This window comes from Microbacterium sp. DMC48, assembly GCF_056313825.1.
This window is the reverse complement of the sequence record NZ_JBQUZN010000004.1, coordinates 614,534-629,883: the sequence shown is the minus strand read 5'-3', so window position 1 is coordinate 629,883 and position 15,350 is coordinate 614,534. Positions and strand designations below refer to the sequence as shown.

Annotated in this window: 15 protein-coding genes; 10 read left to right on the top strand and 5 right to left on the bottom strand. The window is 68.8% G+C overall.

The window, feature by feature from the left end; genetic code table 11:
- Positions 1-47 precede the first annotated feature (47 nt).
- The gene (locus ACT53O_RS08330; RefSeq protein WP_476151792.1) at positions 48-1,034 is read left to right on the top strand and encodes a PHP domain-containing protein; all 987 of its coding nucleotides are present in this window, start codon (positions 48-50) and stop codon (positions 1,032-1,034) included.
- A 3-nt stretch (positions 1,035-1,037) separates the two neighbouring features.
- Here ACT53O_RS08330 and ACT53O_RS08325 read toward each other — a convergent pair whose 3' ends face one another.
- From ACT53O_RS08325 to ACT53O_RS08315, 3 genes are read right to left on the bottom strand one after another with little or no spacing between them, the layout of a single operon-like run.
- Positions 1,038-1,952, bottom strand: coding sequence for a 5'-3' exonuclease (locus ACT53O_RS08325; RefSeq protein WP_476151790.1), 915 nt, complete (start codon positions 1,950-1,952; stop codon positions 1,038-1,040).
- Positions 1,953-1,988: 36 nt separating this feature from the next.
- Positions 1,989-2,717 carry a hypothetical protein gene (locus ACT53O_RS08320; RefSeq protein WP_476151788.1) on the bottom strand — a complete coding sequence of 243 codons (729 nt, stop codon included), beginning with the start codon at positions 2,715-2,717 and terminating at the stop codon, positions 1,989-1,991.
- Complete coding sequence (locus ACT53O_RS08315) at positions 2,711-3,217, bottom strand: hypothetical protein (RefSeq protein WP_294980640.1); 507 nt, start codon at positions 3,215-3,217, stop codon at positions 2,711-2,713. The genes ACT53O_RS08320 and ACT53O_RS08315 overlap by 7 nt, the downstream gene beginning before the upstream one ends.
- 114 nt (positions 3,218-3,331) lie before the next feature.
- On the opposite strand from ACT53O_RS08315, the gene ACT53O_RS08310 reads away from it, so the two are divergent.
- From ACT53O_RS08310 to coaE, 6 genes are all read left to right on the top strand, one after another.
- Positions 3,332-3,760: a YchJ family protein gene (locus ACT53O_RS08310; protein WP_476151786.1), complete on the top strand. Its 429-nt coding sequence runs from the start codon at positions 3,332-3,334 to the stop codon at positions 3,758-3,760.
- A 9-nt stretch (positions 3,761-3,769) separates the two neighbouring features.
- Entirely contained in the window at positions 3,770-4,780 is a 1,011-nt protein-coding gene (locus ACT53O_RS08305; protein ID WP_476151784.1) for a cation diffusion facilitator family transporter, read from the top strand.
- A 216-nt stretch (positions 4,781-4,996) separates the two neighbouring features.
- Entirely contained in the window at positions 4,997-6,448 is a 1,452-nt protein-coding gene (gene rpsA / locus ACT53O_RS08300; RefSeq protein ID WP_476151782.1) for a 30S ribosomal protein S1, read from the top strand.
- Positions 6,449-6,552: 104 nt separating this feature from the next.
- Complete coding sequence (locus ACT53O_RS08295; RefSeq protein ID WP_476151780.1) at positions 6,553-8,247, top strand: sensor histidine kinase; 1,695 nt, start codon at positions 6,553-6,555, stop codon at positions 8,245-8,247.
- The gene (locus ACT53O_RS08290; protein ID WP_476151778.1) at positions 8,244-9,443 is read left to right on the top strand and encodes a nucleotidyl cyclase domain-containing protein; all 1,200 of its coding nucleotides are present in this window, start codon (positions 8,244-8,246) and stop codon (positions 9,441-9,443) included. Before ACT53O_RS08295 ends, ACT53O_RS08290 begins: the two co-directional genes overlap by 4 nt.
- 2 nt (positions 9,444-9,445) lie before the next feature.
- A complete protein-coding gene (gene coaE / locus ACT53O_RS08285; protein ID WP_476151776.1) occupies positions 9,446-10,048 on the top strand; it encodes a dephospho-CoA kinase in 603 nt (200 codons plus the stop codon).
- Between the two features lie 9 nt (positions 10,049-10,057).
- On the opposite strand, the gene ACT53O_RS08280 is transcribed toward coaE, so the two are convergent.
- On the bottom strand, positions 10,058-10,669 hold the full coding sequence (locus ACT53O_RS08280; protein WP_476151774.1) for a DUF4126 domain-containing protein: 612 nt from the start codon (positions 10,667-10,669) through the stop codon (positions 10,058-10,060).
- A 113-nt stretch (positions 10,670-10,782) separates the two neighbouring features.
- Between ACT53O_RS08280 and uvrB the strand changes: the two genes are divergently transcribed.
- A complete protein-coding gene (gene uvrB, locus ACT53O_RS08275) occupies positions 10,783-12,852 on the top strand; it encodes an excinuclease ABC subunit UvrB (protein WP_036287941.1) in 2,070 nt (689 codons plus the stop codon).
- 120 nt (positions 12,853-12,972) lie between these two features.
- Complete coding sequence (locus tag ACT53O_RS08270) at positions 12,973-14,547, top strand: UDP-N-acetylmuramoyl-L-alanyl-D-glutamate--2,6-diaminopimelate ligase (RefSeq protein ID WP_476151772.1); 1,575 nt, start codon at positions 12,973-12,975, stop codon at positions 14,545-14,547.
- A 30-nt stretch (positions 14,548-14,577) separates the two neighbouring features.
- On the opposite strand, the gene ACT53O_RS08265 is transcribed toward ACT53O_RS08270, so the two are convergent.
- Complete coding sequence (locus ACT53O_RS08265; protein ID WP_036287935.1) at positions 14,578-14,820, bottom strand: hypothetical protein; 243 nt, start codon at positions 14,818-14,820, stop codon at positions 14,578-14,580.
- Positions 14,821-14,852: 32 nt separating this feature from the next.
- Here ACT53O_RS08265 and ACT53O_RS08260 point away from each other — a divergent pair, with 32 nt between their 5' ends.
- Entirely contained in the window at positions 14,853-15,290 is a 438-nt protein-coding gene (locus ACT53O_RS08260; RefSeq protein WP_036320963.1) for a MarR family winged helix-turn-helix transcriptional regulator, read from the top strand.
- Positions 15,291-15,350: the final 60 nt, after the last annotated feature.

Below are 15,350 nucleotides of genomic sequence, written 5' to 3'. Positions count from 1 at the left end.
GGCTCGCGCGCCGCGCGGGCCCGTTTCGCTGTCATGATGGCGTGCAGATGAAGCCGATCGACGCGCTGCGGGAGATCGCGACGCTGCTCGAGCGCGAGCGGGCGTCGCGATACCGCTCTGCCGCCTTCCGCAGGGCGGCGGCAGCGATCGAGGATCTCTCGGACAACGAGCTGCGTGATGACGCGAGCCTCCGCAGGCGCGCGGGCATCGGGGACTCGTCGTTCCGTGTGATCCACGAGGCGCTGGCCGGCGAGGTGCCCGCGTATCTCGCGGAGCTGCGTGACCGATTCGCCCCTGCACGTTCGACGCTGCGAGCGAAGCTGCGCGGCGACCTGCACTGTCACTCGAACTGGTCGGACGGCACGACCTCGATCGGCGAGATGGTCGACGCGGGGCGCGCCCTTGGTCACGAATACCTCGCGCTGACGGATCACTCGCCGCGTCTGCGCGTGGCCAACGGTCTGAGCGCGCAACGACTGCGTGCGCAGCTCGACGAAGTACCGTCGTTCAGCGACGATCGCTTCACACTGCTCAGCGGTATCGAGGTGGACATCCTCGACGACGGGCGTCTCGATCAGGAGCGGATGCTGCTGGCGCGGCTGGACGTGGTCGTCGCCTCGGTGCACTCGAAGCTGCGAATGGAATCCTCGGCGATGACCCGCCGTCTGGTGGCGGCGGTCTCTTCGGGTCAGGCGCACGTGCTCGGCCACGTGACGGGCCAGCTCGTGCGGGGCGAGCGGGGCACCCGGCCGGCTTCCACCTTCGATGCGCGCGCCGTGTTCGCGGCCTGCGCGGCTCATGACGTGGCCGTCGAGATCAACGCGCGACCCGAGCGTGAGGATCCGCCGTCGGGGCTCATCGCTCTCGCGCTGGCGGAGGGGTGCCTCTTCTCCCTCGACTCCGATGCGCACGCTCCCGGTCAACTCGGTCTGATCGATGAGGGGGCGGCGCGTGCGGAGCGAACCGGCGTCCCGCCGGAGCGGATCATCACCACGTGGCCGCTGGACCGCTTGCGCGATTGGCTCGCGCGCTGATCGTCAGGCGCGGGCGGTGATGGCGGCGATCGCGCGGGCGAGCGGTGCCCCGAGGTTCCACTCGGCATCCAGCCGGGCGGCCGCGTCGGGGTCGGGGGAACGCAGCGGTGCGTCGACGGCGGGAAGGTCGAGCGTGCGGACGACCTCGACGACCCGCGGGGCGACGGCGAGGTAGTCGGTCGCGGCGACGATCTTCGCCCGAACGCCCGCCGCGAGGCCCCCGCGGGCTGCCTCGGCGATGATGCCGGCGAGGTCGCCGTGACTGGCGAGCAGGGCCGCAGCCGTCTTCTCGCCGATCCCGGCGACGCCGGGCAGCCCGTCCGAGGCGTCACCGCGCAGGACGGCGAAGTCGGAGTACTGGCTGGCCCGCACTCCGTACTTCTCGATGACGGCAGCTTCGTCGAGGACTTCGAGCTTGCTCATGCCGCGTCCGGTGTAGATCACGCGCACCGACCGGGCGTCGTCGACGAGTTGGAACAGGTCGCGGTCGCCCGTCACGACATCGACGGCACCGGCGTGCTGAGTCGCGTAGCTGGCGATGACATCGTCGGCTTCGTGATCGGCCCGACCGACCACGGGGATGCCGAGAACTGCCAACTCGTCACGGATGACAGGGATCTGGGCCGTAAGCGGATCGGGGACCTCTTCGATGTCGGTGTCGTCGGCGACGACCTCGGCGACGCGGTGGGTCTTGTACGTGGGGATGAGGTCGACCCGCCACTGCGGACGCCAGTCGTCATCCCAACAGGCGATCACGTGGGTCGGCTCGTAGGTCGACACGAGCTTGGCGATCATGTCGAGCAGTCCGCGTGCTGCGTTGACCGAGGTGCCGTCGGGCGCTGTGACCGTGTCCGGCACGCCGTAGAACGCACGGAAGTAGAGGGACGCGGTGTCGAGGAGCATCAGGCGATCGGCCACGCGCTCATCCTGTCACGACGGTGCGACGGCGCGGGGTCAGCAGCCGGGCCCGCGCGGATTCTCGAGACAGGTCTTGTCGACCAGGGCGGTCTTGACGTCGACGATCTGCAGCGTCGTCGTGCCGGCGGGGATGTCGAGGAGGCCGGGCACAGCGATCCATCCGTTGCCGAAGTTGGCCTGCGCCGCATAGCGCACGGTCGCCGTCGCCGTGTAGGTGCCGCGTGCGGCATAGGCGTGGCTGGTGTCGGTGGCGCTGAACTGCGCGCGTCCGAGCGCGGCCCAGGTCCGGCCGCCCGTGGGACTGTCGCGCGACGTGCCGTCGCCGTAGATGAAGCGGTACGACGTCGGCGTGAAGCGGACCGTGACCGGAAGATCGAAGAGCGTCCCCGCCTGTTCATGGACCCCGGCCGTCGCGACGAAGTTCATCGGCATGCCGACGATGCCGACCCCATCGGGTTCATCGACGAAGGGTGCGGATGCCGGAGCGAACGACGCCACGTCGCTGAGGGTCGGCTGCAGCACCACGACCGAGTAATTGCCGCGGCACAGGCTGTCGGTGCATGCCGGCGGGGGTGGCGCCGGTGCGGCCTCGGCATCGCCGCCATCGCCGCGGGAACCCCCGGAACCGCCAGATCCGCCCGGACGCGTCGCGCCGATCTCGACCGACGATCCGGTGTTGGAGATGGAGCACAGTCCGGCAGCCTGAGCATTCGAGTTACAGGCTGTCGCGCTCGTGAGGACCGCGAGGAGAAGTATCGTCAACATGGTTCTGTGCTTGTCACCGAGTCGATGATCTGAACACCCGCAGTTCGCGGCGCGAATCTCACAGCGAGCGACTGCACGGTCGTTCTATTCGTGGGCGTGACGTCCGCGCCTGAACTGTCCAGCACCCTCGTAGCTGATGCATCCAGGCAGATCTGCAGCAGATGCGAGTCCGACTCCTTTGCGATATATCTGATCGACGCGATCTCCGTATTGCCGGTAATGCGCCAACCCCGTTCGCTTAGTGTGCTGGCAGTAGAAATCTCGTCATCGAGTGCCTGCCCGCTCAGAAAATCGTTGGGGTCGGGCACGGATGTCGGATCCGCTCGCCTCGCATTCGTAGCGTCGACGTAGGCGCGGTAGGTCGCCTCGGCGGCGGCGAAGGCCTCGGCATCCGAGGAGAACGTCGAAGAGCTGGAGCTCGGCGCGGGAGACGGCGTGCTCTGCGGTGTGCATCCGACGATGCTCCCGGCCAGCGCGAACGCCACCACTGCCGACAGCACGTGTCTTCGCCTCGTCATGTCCCTCACGGTAGCCACCGCGCCGTGCGCTCACCGCGGTTCTCCACAGCCGCACACGCGGCGCGCGCGAGCGTGGGCGCGTCGTAGAGTCGGGGAATGTCCTTCGGCGCCGCCTCCCCACCACGAGGCCGCCGTCCTGCTGCGGCATCGCCGTGCCCGTGCGGCGGCGGCGCGTTCGCCGCATGCTGCGGTCCTGTTCTCGACGGTCTCGCGGCCGCGACGGCGGAGAAGCTCATGCGCTCACGGTTCACGGCGTTCGCGCTGGGCGACGCCTCTCATCTTCTGGCGTCGTGGCACCCGGCCACCCGCCCCGATCGACTGGAGCTCGACGACGACCTGTGCTGGGAGCGCCTCGATATCGATGAGACCCACGGAGGGGTGGACGACGTCCGCGCCACGGTCACCTTCCGGGCGTCGTGGCGGGAGCGCGGCACCGGCGCGTGCGGCGTGCTCACCGAGCGCAGTCGCTTCCGCCGTCTCGACGGTCGCTGGCTGTACGTCGACGGCGTCGTCGACCCCGCGTAGCGTGTGAGCATGGCGCCCTCCCGATCGTCCCGCCGCGCGGCGCTCCCTGCGCCGGACGGCGCAGCCGGCGATGCGGAGTCGCTGCTGACGGTTCTCGTCGCGCTCGGAGCGAACCTCCTCATCGCCGTCGCGAAGACCGTCGCGGCGATGCTCACCGGTGCGGCGAGCATGCTCGCCGAGGCCGCGCACTCGTGGGCGGACACCGGCAACGAGATCTTCCTCTTCGTCGCGACCCGCCGGTCAGCACGTCCGCGCGATGCGCGGCATCCCACCGGGTACGGACGGGAAGCGTACGTGTGGTCGCTCTTCGCGGCGTTCGGTCTGTTCGCCGTCGGCGCCGGCGTCTCGATCATGCACGGGGTGCAGGAGCTGTTCGCGCCTGAGCCGGCCGGTCTGTTCGGCGTCTCCTACGCCGTCCTGGGTGTCGCGTTCGTCCTGGAGGGCGTTTCGTTCCTCCAGGCGCTGCGCCAGTCGCGTCGTCGCGCACGGGAGAGCGCGAAGGACGTGCTCGAGTACGTCATGGACACGTCTGACCCCACGCTGCGTGCGGTCTTCTTCGAGGATGCCGCGGCGTTGATCGGTCTGGTGATCGCCTTCCTCGGCATCCTGCTGCATCAGCTCACTGGATCTGCGGCCCCGGACGCGATCGGATCGATTCTGGTCGGCGTGCTCTTGGCCGTCGTCGCGATCGTGCTGATCCGCCAGAACCGCCGCTTCCTGGTGGGCGTCGCGGTCGAGCCCCGCGTGCGGGCCGCCGCGCTGCAGCGCCTCCTCGAGCAGACCGAGATCGCACAGATCACGTATCTGCACATCGAGTACGTCGGACCGGGGCGGGTGTTCGTGGTCGCCGCCGTCGATCTCGTCGGCGACATCCCCGAGCATGCGGTCGCCGCTCAACTGAACGCCGTCGAAGACCGACTCGCCGCGAGCGCCCGCGTCGCGTGGGCGGTGCTCACGCTCTCGCGGCCTGGGGCTCCGGCGTTGGATCCGGCCGACCCCGCCGATCCGCTGCGGGGCTAGCCGGCGGGCCCGCCGCCGCGCGGGATGCCCCTGACGGCGAGCCGGTGATTCTGATACCCTGGAGTGTCATTCGTGTGGCGCCACGCCGCGCTCTCATGGCACGCAATCCCTGACCGACCGCTCCGGCGGGGCATTCGTTCGTCTTCGTCCGTCTGCCGCTGCGCGATCATCTCGCGCCGGAGCCCGATATCCAACCCAACAAGGACAACCCACTACATGACTACCGCAACGACCGCCCCGGCCACCAAGCAGGTCGCCATCAACGACATCGGATCTGCTGAGGACTTCCTGGCCGCGGTCGAGAAGACCCTCAAGTTCTTCAACGACGGCGACCTCATCGAAGGCACCGTGGTGAAGATCGACCGCGACGAGGTCCTCCTCGACGTCGGGTACAAGACCGAGGGCGTCATCCCCTCGCGCGAGCTCTCCATCAAGCACGACGTCGACCCCAACGAGGTCGTCAAGGTCGGCGACGAGGTCGAAGCCCTCGTTCTCCAGAAGGAGGACAAGGAAGGACGCCTCATCCTCTCCAAGAAGCGCGCGCAGTACGAGCGTGCCTGGGGTGACGTCGAGAAGATCAAGGAGAACGACGGTGTCGTCACCGGTTCCGTGATCGAGGTCGTCAAGGGTGGTCTCATCGTCGACATCGGCCTGCGTGGCTTCCTGCCCGCATCGCTCATCGAGCTGCGCCGCGTCCGCGACCTCACGCCGTACCTCGGCCAGGAGATCGAGGCCAAGATCCTCGAGCTCGACAAGAACCGCAACAACGTCGTTCTCTCGCGCCGCGCCCTGCTCGAGCAGACGCAGTCCGAGTCGCGCACCACGTTCCTCAACAACCTGCACAAGGGCCAGGTCCGCAAGGGCGTCGTCTCGTCGATCGTCAACTTCGGTGCGTTCGTCGACCTCGGCGGTGTCGACGGTCTCGTCCACGTCTCGGAGCTGTCCTGGAAGCACATCGAGCACGCCTCCGAGGTCGTCGAGGTGGGCCAGGAGGTCACCGTCGAGATCCTCGAGGTCGACCTCGACCGCGAGCGCGTCTCCCTGTCGCTGAAGGCGACGCAGGAGGACCCGTGGCAGGTCTTCGCCCGCACGCACGCGATCGGTCAGGTCGCGCCGGGCAAGGTCACCAAGCTGGTTCCGTTCGGTGCCTTCGTCCGCGTCGCGGACGGCATCGAGGGTCTCGTGCACATCTCCGAGCTGTCGGGCAAGCACGTCGAGCTCGCCGAGCAGGTCGTGTCGGTCGGCGAGGAAGTCTTCGTCAAGATCATCGACATCGACCTCGAGCGTCGTCGCATCTCGCTCTCGCTCAAGCAGGCGAACGAGTCGGTCGACCCCAACGGCACCGAGTTCGACCCGGCGCTGTACGGCATGGCGACCGAGTACGACGAGAACGGCGAGTACAAGTACCCCGAGGGCTTCGACCCCGAGTCGGGTGCCTGGCTCGAGGGCTTCGACGCTCAGCGCGAGAAGTGGGAGCAGGAGTACGCCGCTGCCCAGGCGCGCTGGGAGGCGCACAAGCTCGCCGTCGCCAAGACGCTCGAGGCCGAGGCCGCCGCTCCGATCGAGACCGGCACGTCGTCGTTCTCGTCCGACTCCTCGAACGGCGGCGGAACCCTCGCCGACGACGAGGCTCTCGCGGCTCTCCGCGAGAAGCTGTCGGGCCGCTGAGCCGCACCGCGTTCGCACAGGGCCGTCGCCCCGGATTCGTCCGGGCGGCGGCCCTGTGCCGTCACCTCCTGCCGTCGCGGGCTCCCCGGCTGTAACGTCGTCCCATGGCGAGCCCCCCGAGCCCCACCGCGCCCGCAGACGGCCGCATCCGCGGCCAGCTGCGCGACCGCGCCGCGGCCAGTAATCAGCTCGTGCTGTGCGCCGTGGTCGGCGTGCTGTTCTTCCTCGGCATCGCCACGGCATCCCTCACCGACGGCGGCCTCTTCGGCATCGCGGTGCTGCTCGTCGTCCTCGGGGGAGTGGCGGGCCTCGCAGTGCCCTGGTCCCGCTTGCCGCTGTACGCGGTGACGGTCATCCCGATTGTCGACATCGTGGCGATCGCCCTGATGCGCATCGCCGAGCCGAACGCCGCGTTCGGGTTGCTGTGGGTGTTTCCGGCGATGTGGCTGTCGGCCATCGGGCGGGCGGGGTTCGCGATCTCGGTGGTCGGCATCCCGCTCACATACTGGTTCATCCTTGCGACCGGCGCTTCGCCGGCGGGGACGTACGCGGTGGTCCTCCTTCCGGTCGTCATCGTCGCCGTCGCCGTCGCCAGCTACACGTCCTCCCGTCGCTTCCGCGCGCAACGGATGCTGCTGGACCGTCAGGCGGTGCGCGTGTCGGCGGCGCACCGCGAGGCGCTGCGTCAGGAGCAGCTGGTCAGCGAGGTGCTCGACACGGTCGACTTCGGAGTCATTCGCCTCTCCGCCGCGGGTGAGGTCGTCCTCGAGAACGATGCGCTCCTCCGCTTCGGCCGCATCCCCGGATTCCTTCCCGGCAGCGGCGGTGAGGATGCCGTCACCGACGAGAAGCTGGTGCCGCTCGATCCTCAGCAGCATCCGCTGGTGCGTCTGCAGCGCCACGAGTCGTTCGACGACGTCGTCCTGTGGTTCGCGCTCGCCGACGGCCGCCGACGCGCGTTCGCCTTCGCTGGGCGCCATCTCACCGATCACAACGGAGCCCCGGCCGGAGCGCTGCTGATCGTCCGCGACATCACGGCGGAGCGGGACGCGCAGCGGGTGCGCGACGACCTCGTCGCCTCGATCTCCCACGAGCTTCGCACCCCGCTGACGTCGATCCTCGGGTATCTCGAGCTGGCGCTCGACGGCGGTGGGCTCTCGGATGACGCTCGCAGACAGGTCGACACCGCGTACCGCAACAGTGAGCGGCTGCTGGGGATCGTCACCGACATCCTGTCGGCGTCGTCGCGGTCGGGGTCGTCGATCGATACGCGCCTGCACCCTCGCGTCGTCGACATGACGGAGATCGTCCGCGCTGCAGCGGCAGGGCTCGAGCCGGTCGCAGAGGGGCGCTTCGTCGACCTTCGCGTGGAGGAGTCGGGCGCGGCCGAGGCGTACGCCGATCCGGCCCGCATCCGGCAGGTGGTCGACAATCTGGTGGCGAACGCGGTGAAGTTCAATCGCGACGGTGGCCGGGTGACGGCATCCACCTCGACCGACGGCGTTCACACGACGGTTCGGGTCGCCGACACCGGTATCGGCATGGCCCCCGATGCGGCCGCGCGAGTGTTCGAGCGGTTCTTCCGAGCCGTGCCGTCCGTGCCGGGCAACGGTTTGGGGTTGACGATCACACGTGATCTGGTCGCCGCTCACGGCGGGTCCATCGCCGTCGAATCGACCGCGGGGGAGGGCAGCGTCTTCACCGTCGTGCTGCCGGCGACCCGCGAGGTCTTCGACCGGGAGGCGTCCACCGGACTCCCGCCCGGATCGGCCGAGCTCACCGACAAGGACGGGGCATGAATCTCGATCTGTTCAGCGTCACGGTCATGACGGCCATCGTGGCGTCAGTCGCCAGTCTGACCTTCATCATCGACACCCTGCTGCGCCGCGATACCGGCCCCGGACGGCTGTGGGCGGTGGCGTTCTTCTGCGGACTGGCGACAACGCTCGCCTACATGGCGTGGTCTGCGGGTGTAGGCGGTGCGGTCTCGGTCGCGGTCGGCAACGCTTTGTTCGTCTCGGTGCCGGGATTCATGCTTCTGGGATGCCGACGGTTCAACGACCGCTCCGTCCTCGTCTCGTCGGTGGCGGTCGGGACGCTTGCGGTCATCACCTTCGTCGCCGCGCTCATCGAGTACCCGACGCGGGGCAGCTGGGGTGGCTGGTGGGCGATGGCGGCATCGCTCGTGGTGTTCTTCGGAGCCGGTGCCGCCGAATCGCTGCGCAGCCCGATGCGCGGACTGCGCAGCGCCTGGGCCTTGTCGACCGTGCTCTCGGCCGCGGGGGTGTTCTACGCCGTGCGCCTTGTCGTCTTCGTGGCGCTCGGGCCGCAGAGCGAGCTGTTCTCCCGGTGGCTCGGTTCCATCAGTGCGAACATCGTCACGGTGATCCTGACGATGGTGGCGGCGATCGTCATGTCGGTGCTGCGCTCGCAGCGCACGACGCGGCAGCGCTACGAGTGGCTGACCTCCAATGGTGTCGCCGCCGACGGTGTCATGCTGCCGCGAACCTTCGCCGGAGCCCTCGCCGACATCGTGGAGCGAGCCTCGTGGCGGCAGGAGGGCATCGCCGTCATCGTGCTTCGCGCAGACGGCCTCGACGAGATCGGCGACGCCTTCGGCGGTGACGTGGTCGATACGATCTCGGCCGCCTGCCGTCATGCGGCTCGGTCCTTCGCGCCGGCCGCGGCTCTGGTCGGCGAGGACGGTGACGGGCAGCTCGTCATCTGCACTCTCGCCGAATCGACCGCCGATGCCCGCCGCGTCGGCAGCGCGCTGTTCCGGGGCGCCATCGACGAGCTCACCGCGGTCGCACACGGCCGTCTCGCGTCGGTGGGCGTCGGAGTGGGACTCACCTCGTCGCTCGGGTACGACCCGGGAATCCTCATGAGTGCTGCGCGCTCGGCGGCTCTGCGCGCGGCGCGCATCGCAGAGGCCTCCGTCTTCGTGGCGCCGCCGTCGACGGCTCCGGCCGACGCCGACGTGGCATCCTCGTAGGCATGCCCCTTCTCGCGCTCACCGGTGGCATCGCCTCCGGCAAATCGACCATCGCGCGCCTCCTCGCCCAGCACGGTGCGGTCATCGTCGACGCCGACGCCATCGTCCGCGAGCTGCAGGCTCCCGGGTCTCCGGTGCTCGACCAGATCACCGCCGCGTTCGGTCCGGGCGTGATCGCCGGTGACGGCAACCTCGACCGCGCAGCGCTGGGAGCGGTCGTCTTCTCCGACGACGACGCCCGTCGCCGCCTCAACGCCCTCATCCATCCGGCCGTGGCGGCAGAGTCGGGCCGGCGCTTCGCCGCGGCGTTCGCCGCCGATCCCGATGCGGTCGTCGTCTACGACGTGCCGCTGCTGGTCGAGGCGCGGGCCGACGACCCGTGGGATCTGATCGTCGTGGCGCACGCCCCGGCATCCCTGCGCGAGGAGCGCCTCGTCGCGCTGCGCGGGCTCACCCCCGCCGACGCCCGCGCGCGGCTGGCGTCGCAGGTCGACGATGACACGCGGTTGGCCGTCGCCGACGTCATCATCGACACAGCCGGGTCGCTGGCCGAGACCAGTGCGCAGGTCGAGGCGCTGTGGAGGCGCTTGCACCCCTCGCGCTGAGGTACGCGCTCACGGTCGCGGTACGGAGGCGACGGACGTCCCTGAGCGGTGGCGGCGTCGACGACGACGCAGCAGAATCACGGCCGACACGATGAGGGCGACCACGAGCGCTCCGGCCAGAACGGGCGCGAAGATCGCGGCCACGATGAGTGCTCCCGCAGATACATCCTCCGCCGCCGACAGGACGGGGGCGGCGACGCCCGCGGTTGCGACATTGGCGAGGGGGCGCACCGACGCTTTGAGGGCATGCAGCGCGAGGGCGATCACGACGCCGACGACGATCGGCACCCACGCGGCGCCCGCGAAGAGGCTCGGGTCGTCGACGCGCACCGTCTGCGCGCTCGCACCGGCGCCGAAGGCGATGCCCCCGGATGCCGGGCGCACCACGGTCTGCAGGACGTCGTTCACGGAATCGACCGCGGGGATCTTGTCGGCCACGATCTCCACGACCAGCAGCACACCGGTGATCCAGAGGGCGACGTCGCTGGAGAGCCACGACCAGGAGGCGGGCAGATCGATCACCGGCACGAAACGGTCCAACAGCCCCAGTGCGAACAGCGGCATCCACGCGTTCAGCCCCGCGGCCGCGGCGAGGCCGGACCCGACGAGGAACTCCAGCATGGTTCCACAGTACGGGGCCGAGCGGGCCGAGCGCCTCGGGAGGGCCTGGGTGAACGAGGACGCCGAGGGCGAACGACGCGGCCGATGTCGGAGGCCGAGCCTACGCTGGAGGCATGCAGACCACGCGATCCGTCCGGCCGTTCGAGGTCGTCAGCGAGTATGCGCCCAGCGGTGATCAGCCGCAGGCGATCTCCGAGCTCGCGGCCCGTATCAACGCGGGGGAGACCGACGTCGTCCTGCTCGGCGCGACCGGTACCGGCAAGTCGGCGACGACGGCGTGGCTGATCGAACAGGTACAGCGTCCCACGCTGGTGCTGGCCCACAACAAGACCCTCGCGGCGCAGCTGGCCAACGAGTTCCGTGAGCTGATGCCGCACAACGCCGTCGAATACTTCGTCAGCTACTACGACTACTACCAGCCCGAGGCTTATGTGCCGCAGACGGACACCTTCATCGAGAAGGACTCGTCCGTCAACGCCGAGGTCGAACGCTTGCGTCACTCGACGACGAACTCGCTGCTGAGCCGTCGCGATGTGGTCGTGGTCAGCACGGTGTCGTGCATCTACGGTCTCGGTGCGCCCGAAGAGTACCTCCGCGCGATGGTCGCCCTGCAGGTGGGCGAGCGGTACGACCGCGATGCCCTCATCCGCAAGTTCATAGCGATGCAGTACAACCGCAACGACGTCGACTTCTCGCGCGGCAACTTCCGTGTGCGCGGCGACACGATCGAGATCATTCCCGTCTACGAGGAGTACGCCGTCCGCATCGAGCTGTTCGGCGACGAGATCGAAGCGCTCTACATGCTCCATCCCCTCACCGGAGACGTCGTCCAGAAGCTCGACAGTGTGCCCATCTTCCCGGCGTCGCACTACGTCGCGGGCACCGATACCGTCCACCGCGCCATTGGCACGATCGAGACCGAGTTGGCCGAGAGGCTGGCGGAGCTGGAGGGCCAGGGCAAGCTGCTGGAGGCACAGCGCCTGCGGATGCGCACGACGTTCGATCTCGAGATGCTGCAGCAGCTCGGTTTCTGCTCCGGCATCGAGAACTACTCCCGACACATGGACGGTCGCGAGCCCGGCGAGCCGCCGCACACGCTGCTCGACTTCTTCCCCGACGACTTCCTGCTCGTCATCGACGAGTCGCACGTCACGGTGCCGCAGATCGGCGCCATGTACGAAGGCGACGCGTCGCGCAAGCGCACGCTGGTCGACCACGGCTTCCGGCTTCCGAGCGCGCTCGACAACCGCCCGCTGCGTTTCGACGAGTTCAAGAACCGCATCGGTCAGACGGTGTATCTGTCCGCGACGCCGGGCCGCTACGAGATGGGTATCGCCGACGGCGTCGTCGAGCAGATCATCCGACCGACGGGTCTGGTCGATCCGCAGATCGTGATCAAGCCGTCCAAGGGGCAGATCGACGACCTGCTGGAGGAGATCCGGGTGCGGGTCGAGCGAGACGAGCGCGTGCTCGTCACCACCCTGACCAAGAAGATGGCCGAAGAGCTGACGGACTTCCTCGGCGAGCACGGTGTGCGCGTGCGATACCTGCACTCCGACGTCGACACGCTGCGTCGCGTCGAGCTGCTCACCGAGCTTCGACAGGGTGTCTACGACGTGCTGGTTGGAATCAACCTGCTGCGTGAGGGGCTCGACCTGCCCGAGGTCTCGCTCGTCGCCATTCTCGACGCCGACAAGGAAGGGTTCCTGCGCAGCGGGACGTCACTGATTCAGACGATCGGTCGAGCGGCGCGAAACGTCTCCGGTGAAGTCCACATGTACGCCGACAACATGACCGACTCGATGCGATCAGCGATCGAGGAGACCGAGCGTCGCCGGGAGAAGCAGATCGCGTACAACACGGCGCACGGCATCGATCCGCAGCCCCTGCGCAAGAAGATCGCCGACATCACCGACGTGCTGGCACGCGAGGCGTCCGATACCAAGGCGCTTCTGGCTCGTGGCGGCGGCTCGGGTCGCGCAGGCTCGCCGACGCCGCGCCTGCGGCGGGAGGGCATCGCGGCAGAGGGTGCCATGCAGCTCGAGGCGACCATCGAGGATCTCTCGCAGCAGATGCTCGCCGCGGCCGGTGAGCTGAAGTTCGAGCTGGCCGCGCGGCTCCGCGACGAGGTGCAGGATCTCAAGAAGGAGCTGCGGGCCATGGTGAATGCCGGCCACGCGTAAGCAGGTCCAGCGCGCCGCACCACCTGAACGACGTGCAGGCGGTGTCGCCGGCAGGGTGGACTCGGGCTTCGCACGGCGATGCTGACAGCCGGGTTCGCACTGTTTTGCTATCGTCGCCGAGTGAGCATCGAGCAGTCCTCCCCGTCGGATCCTTCGGAGGCCGGAATGGGGGTTGCGCAGCCCGCCGCGAACCGTCCGCAGAACGTCGTTGCTCGCTCACTCGCCGACATCGCCGATCAGGTCGGTGCGTCTCTCGTCGCCGGTGACGCGTTCGTCACGGGTATCGCTCTCAGCGCGGCCTCGACGCAGCCGGGTGATCTGTTCTTCGCCCAGCCGGGGGCCCGGACTCACGGCGCGCGCTATCTTGCCGACGCCGTGGAAGCCGGGGCGGTCGCGGTGCTCACCGACGCCGCCGGCGCCGACATCATCGACGCCACGACAGGACTCTCCGCGCTCCCACGGATCGTCGTCGATGGGCACCCCCGTCGGGTGTTGGGTGGGCTCGCCGCCTGGTTCTACGACCAGCCTGCGCGTGCGCTGAAGACGATCGGCATCACGGGCACGCAGGGCAAGACCTCGACGACCTATCTCGTCGATGCAGCGCGTCAATCCCGGCACACCGGGGTGATCGGTTCGATGGGAACGCGCATCGACGGCGTCGCCGTTCCGTCCACTCTCACCACTCCGGAAGCCCCGCAGATGCACGCGCTGCTGGCGCTCATGCGCGAGCGCGGTGTCGAGGTGGTCTCTTCCGAGGTGTCGAGCCATGCCATCACGATGGGTCGCGTGGAAGGCCTCCGCTTCGACGTCGGCATCTTCCTCAACCTCGGCCACGACCATCGCGACTTCCACGGCACGCAGGAGGCCTATCTGCTGGCCAAGCGCGAGCTGCTGACGCCGGCGATGTCCTGTGTCGCGCTCGTGAACGTCGACGACCGGGCCGGGCGGCGCCTGCATGCCGATGCCGACCTGAACACGCAGTCGTTCTCGGTGACGGGTCGCGACGCGCACTGGCGCGCCGTCGACATCGACCTGCGGCTGGACGGCTCCTCGTTCACCGTGATCGGACCCGATGGCCAGACGGAGCGTTTCACCACACCCCTGGTGGGAGAGTTCAACGTCAGCAACATCCTGGCCGCGGTCGCGGCCCTCGACATCGTGGGTCATCCTCTCTCGGCATCCGTGGCGGGGATTGCGAACTTCGCGGGCGTCGAGGGGCGGGTCCAGTTCGTCCCGGTGGATGCCGAGTTCCAGGTCGTCATCGACGCCGGCCACAAGCCCGAGGCGATCAACGCGCTGCTGCGCGCGATGCGGCCTCTGACGCCGGGGCGCATCATCACGGTGATCGGATCCAACGGCAATCGCGATGCGCACAAGCGCCCGCTCATGGGCCGCTTCTCCGCGATGGCCTCGGACATCGTGATCGTCACCGACGACAATCCCGCCGACGAGGACCCCGCGACCATCAGGCGAGCCGTCGTCGCCGGTACGCGCGGCTCGCGCGCAGAGGTCTTCGACGTGGGCGGCCGAGCCGAGGCGATCCACAAGGCCGTCGAACTCGCCCGGGAGGGCGACCTCATCGCCATCGTGGGTAAGGGCGACGAGCGTCACCAGATCATGCGAGACGGCGTGATCGTTCCGCACAGCGACCCCGACGAGGTGGAGTGGGCGCTGCGGCAGCGTGCGCGATCATGACGTTCGAGCGCGCCTGACGGGCGATCCTGATCAGGGGCAGTGCATGAGCGGCTTCGGGCCGCTGCGGTCGAACGTGTGCTGGGACATCGCGTGGCCGCAGAGCGGGCAGGCGCGCTCGGCGCGGGCCGGCTCGGGCTCGCTCTCGTACGGACCGACCGACGCGGGACCGGCCAGGCGGATGAGCCGCGTGTTGAGGTACGTGTACCACCCGCCGGCGTCGCGCACCCGTTGACGCAGCGGCGGCCGCTCGGCATCGTTTCGTGTCATGAACATTAGTGTACTAACGAAATGAGTACAGTAGAGGCATGGATGCGCGTGACGATCTGCTGAAGCTCGAGAACCAGCTGTGCTTCGCTCTCGTGACGGCCGCGCGCAACGTCGTCTCCATCTATCGTCCTGTCCTCGATCCCCTCGGCCTGACGCACCCGCAGTACCTCGTGATGCTCGCCCTCTGGGAGCACTCGCCGCGCTCGCTGGGTGAGCTCGCGGAGGAGCTTGCGATGGAACCGGCCACCCTGTCGCCGCTCGTCAAGCGCCTCGAGGTGCAGGGGCGGGTCAGTCGCACGCGCCGCACTGACGACGAGCGGGTGCTGGATATCGCGCTCACCGCCGACGGCACGTCTCTACGGGCACGGGCTCTCGACGTGCCGGCGCAGATCATGGCGAGAGTCGGGATGGATGCCGACCAACTTGCGGCACTGCGCGACGGTCTCGCCCCCTTCGCCGGCCGTCGGCCGGACTGAGGAGGGTACGCCGAGAGCGCACCTCGGATCCGGTGTCGGAGGCCACACCTAGACTTGTCC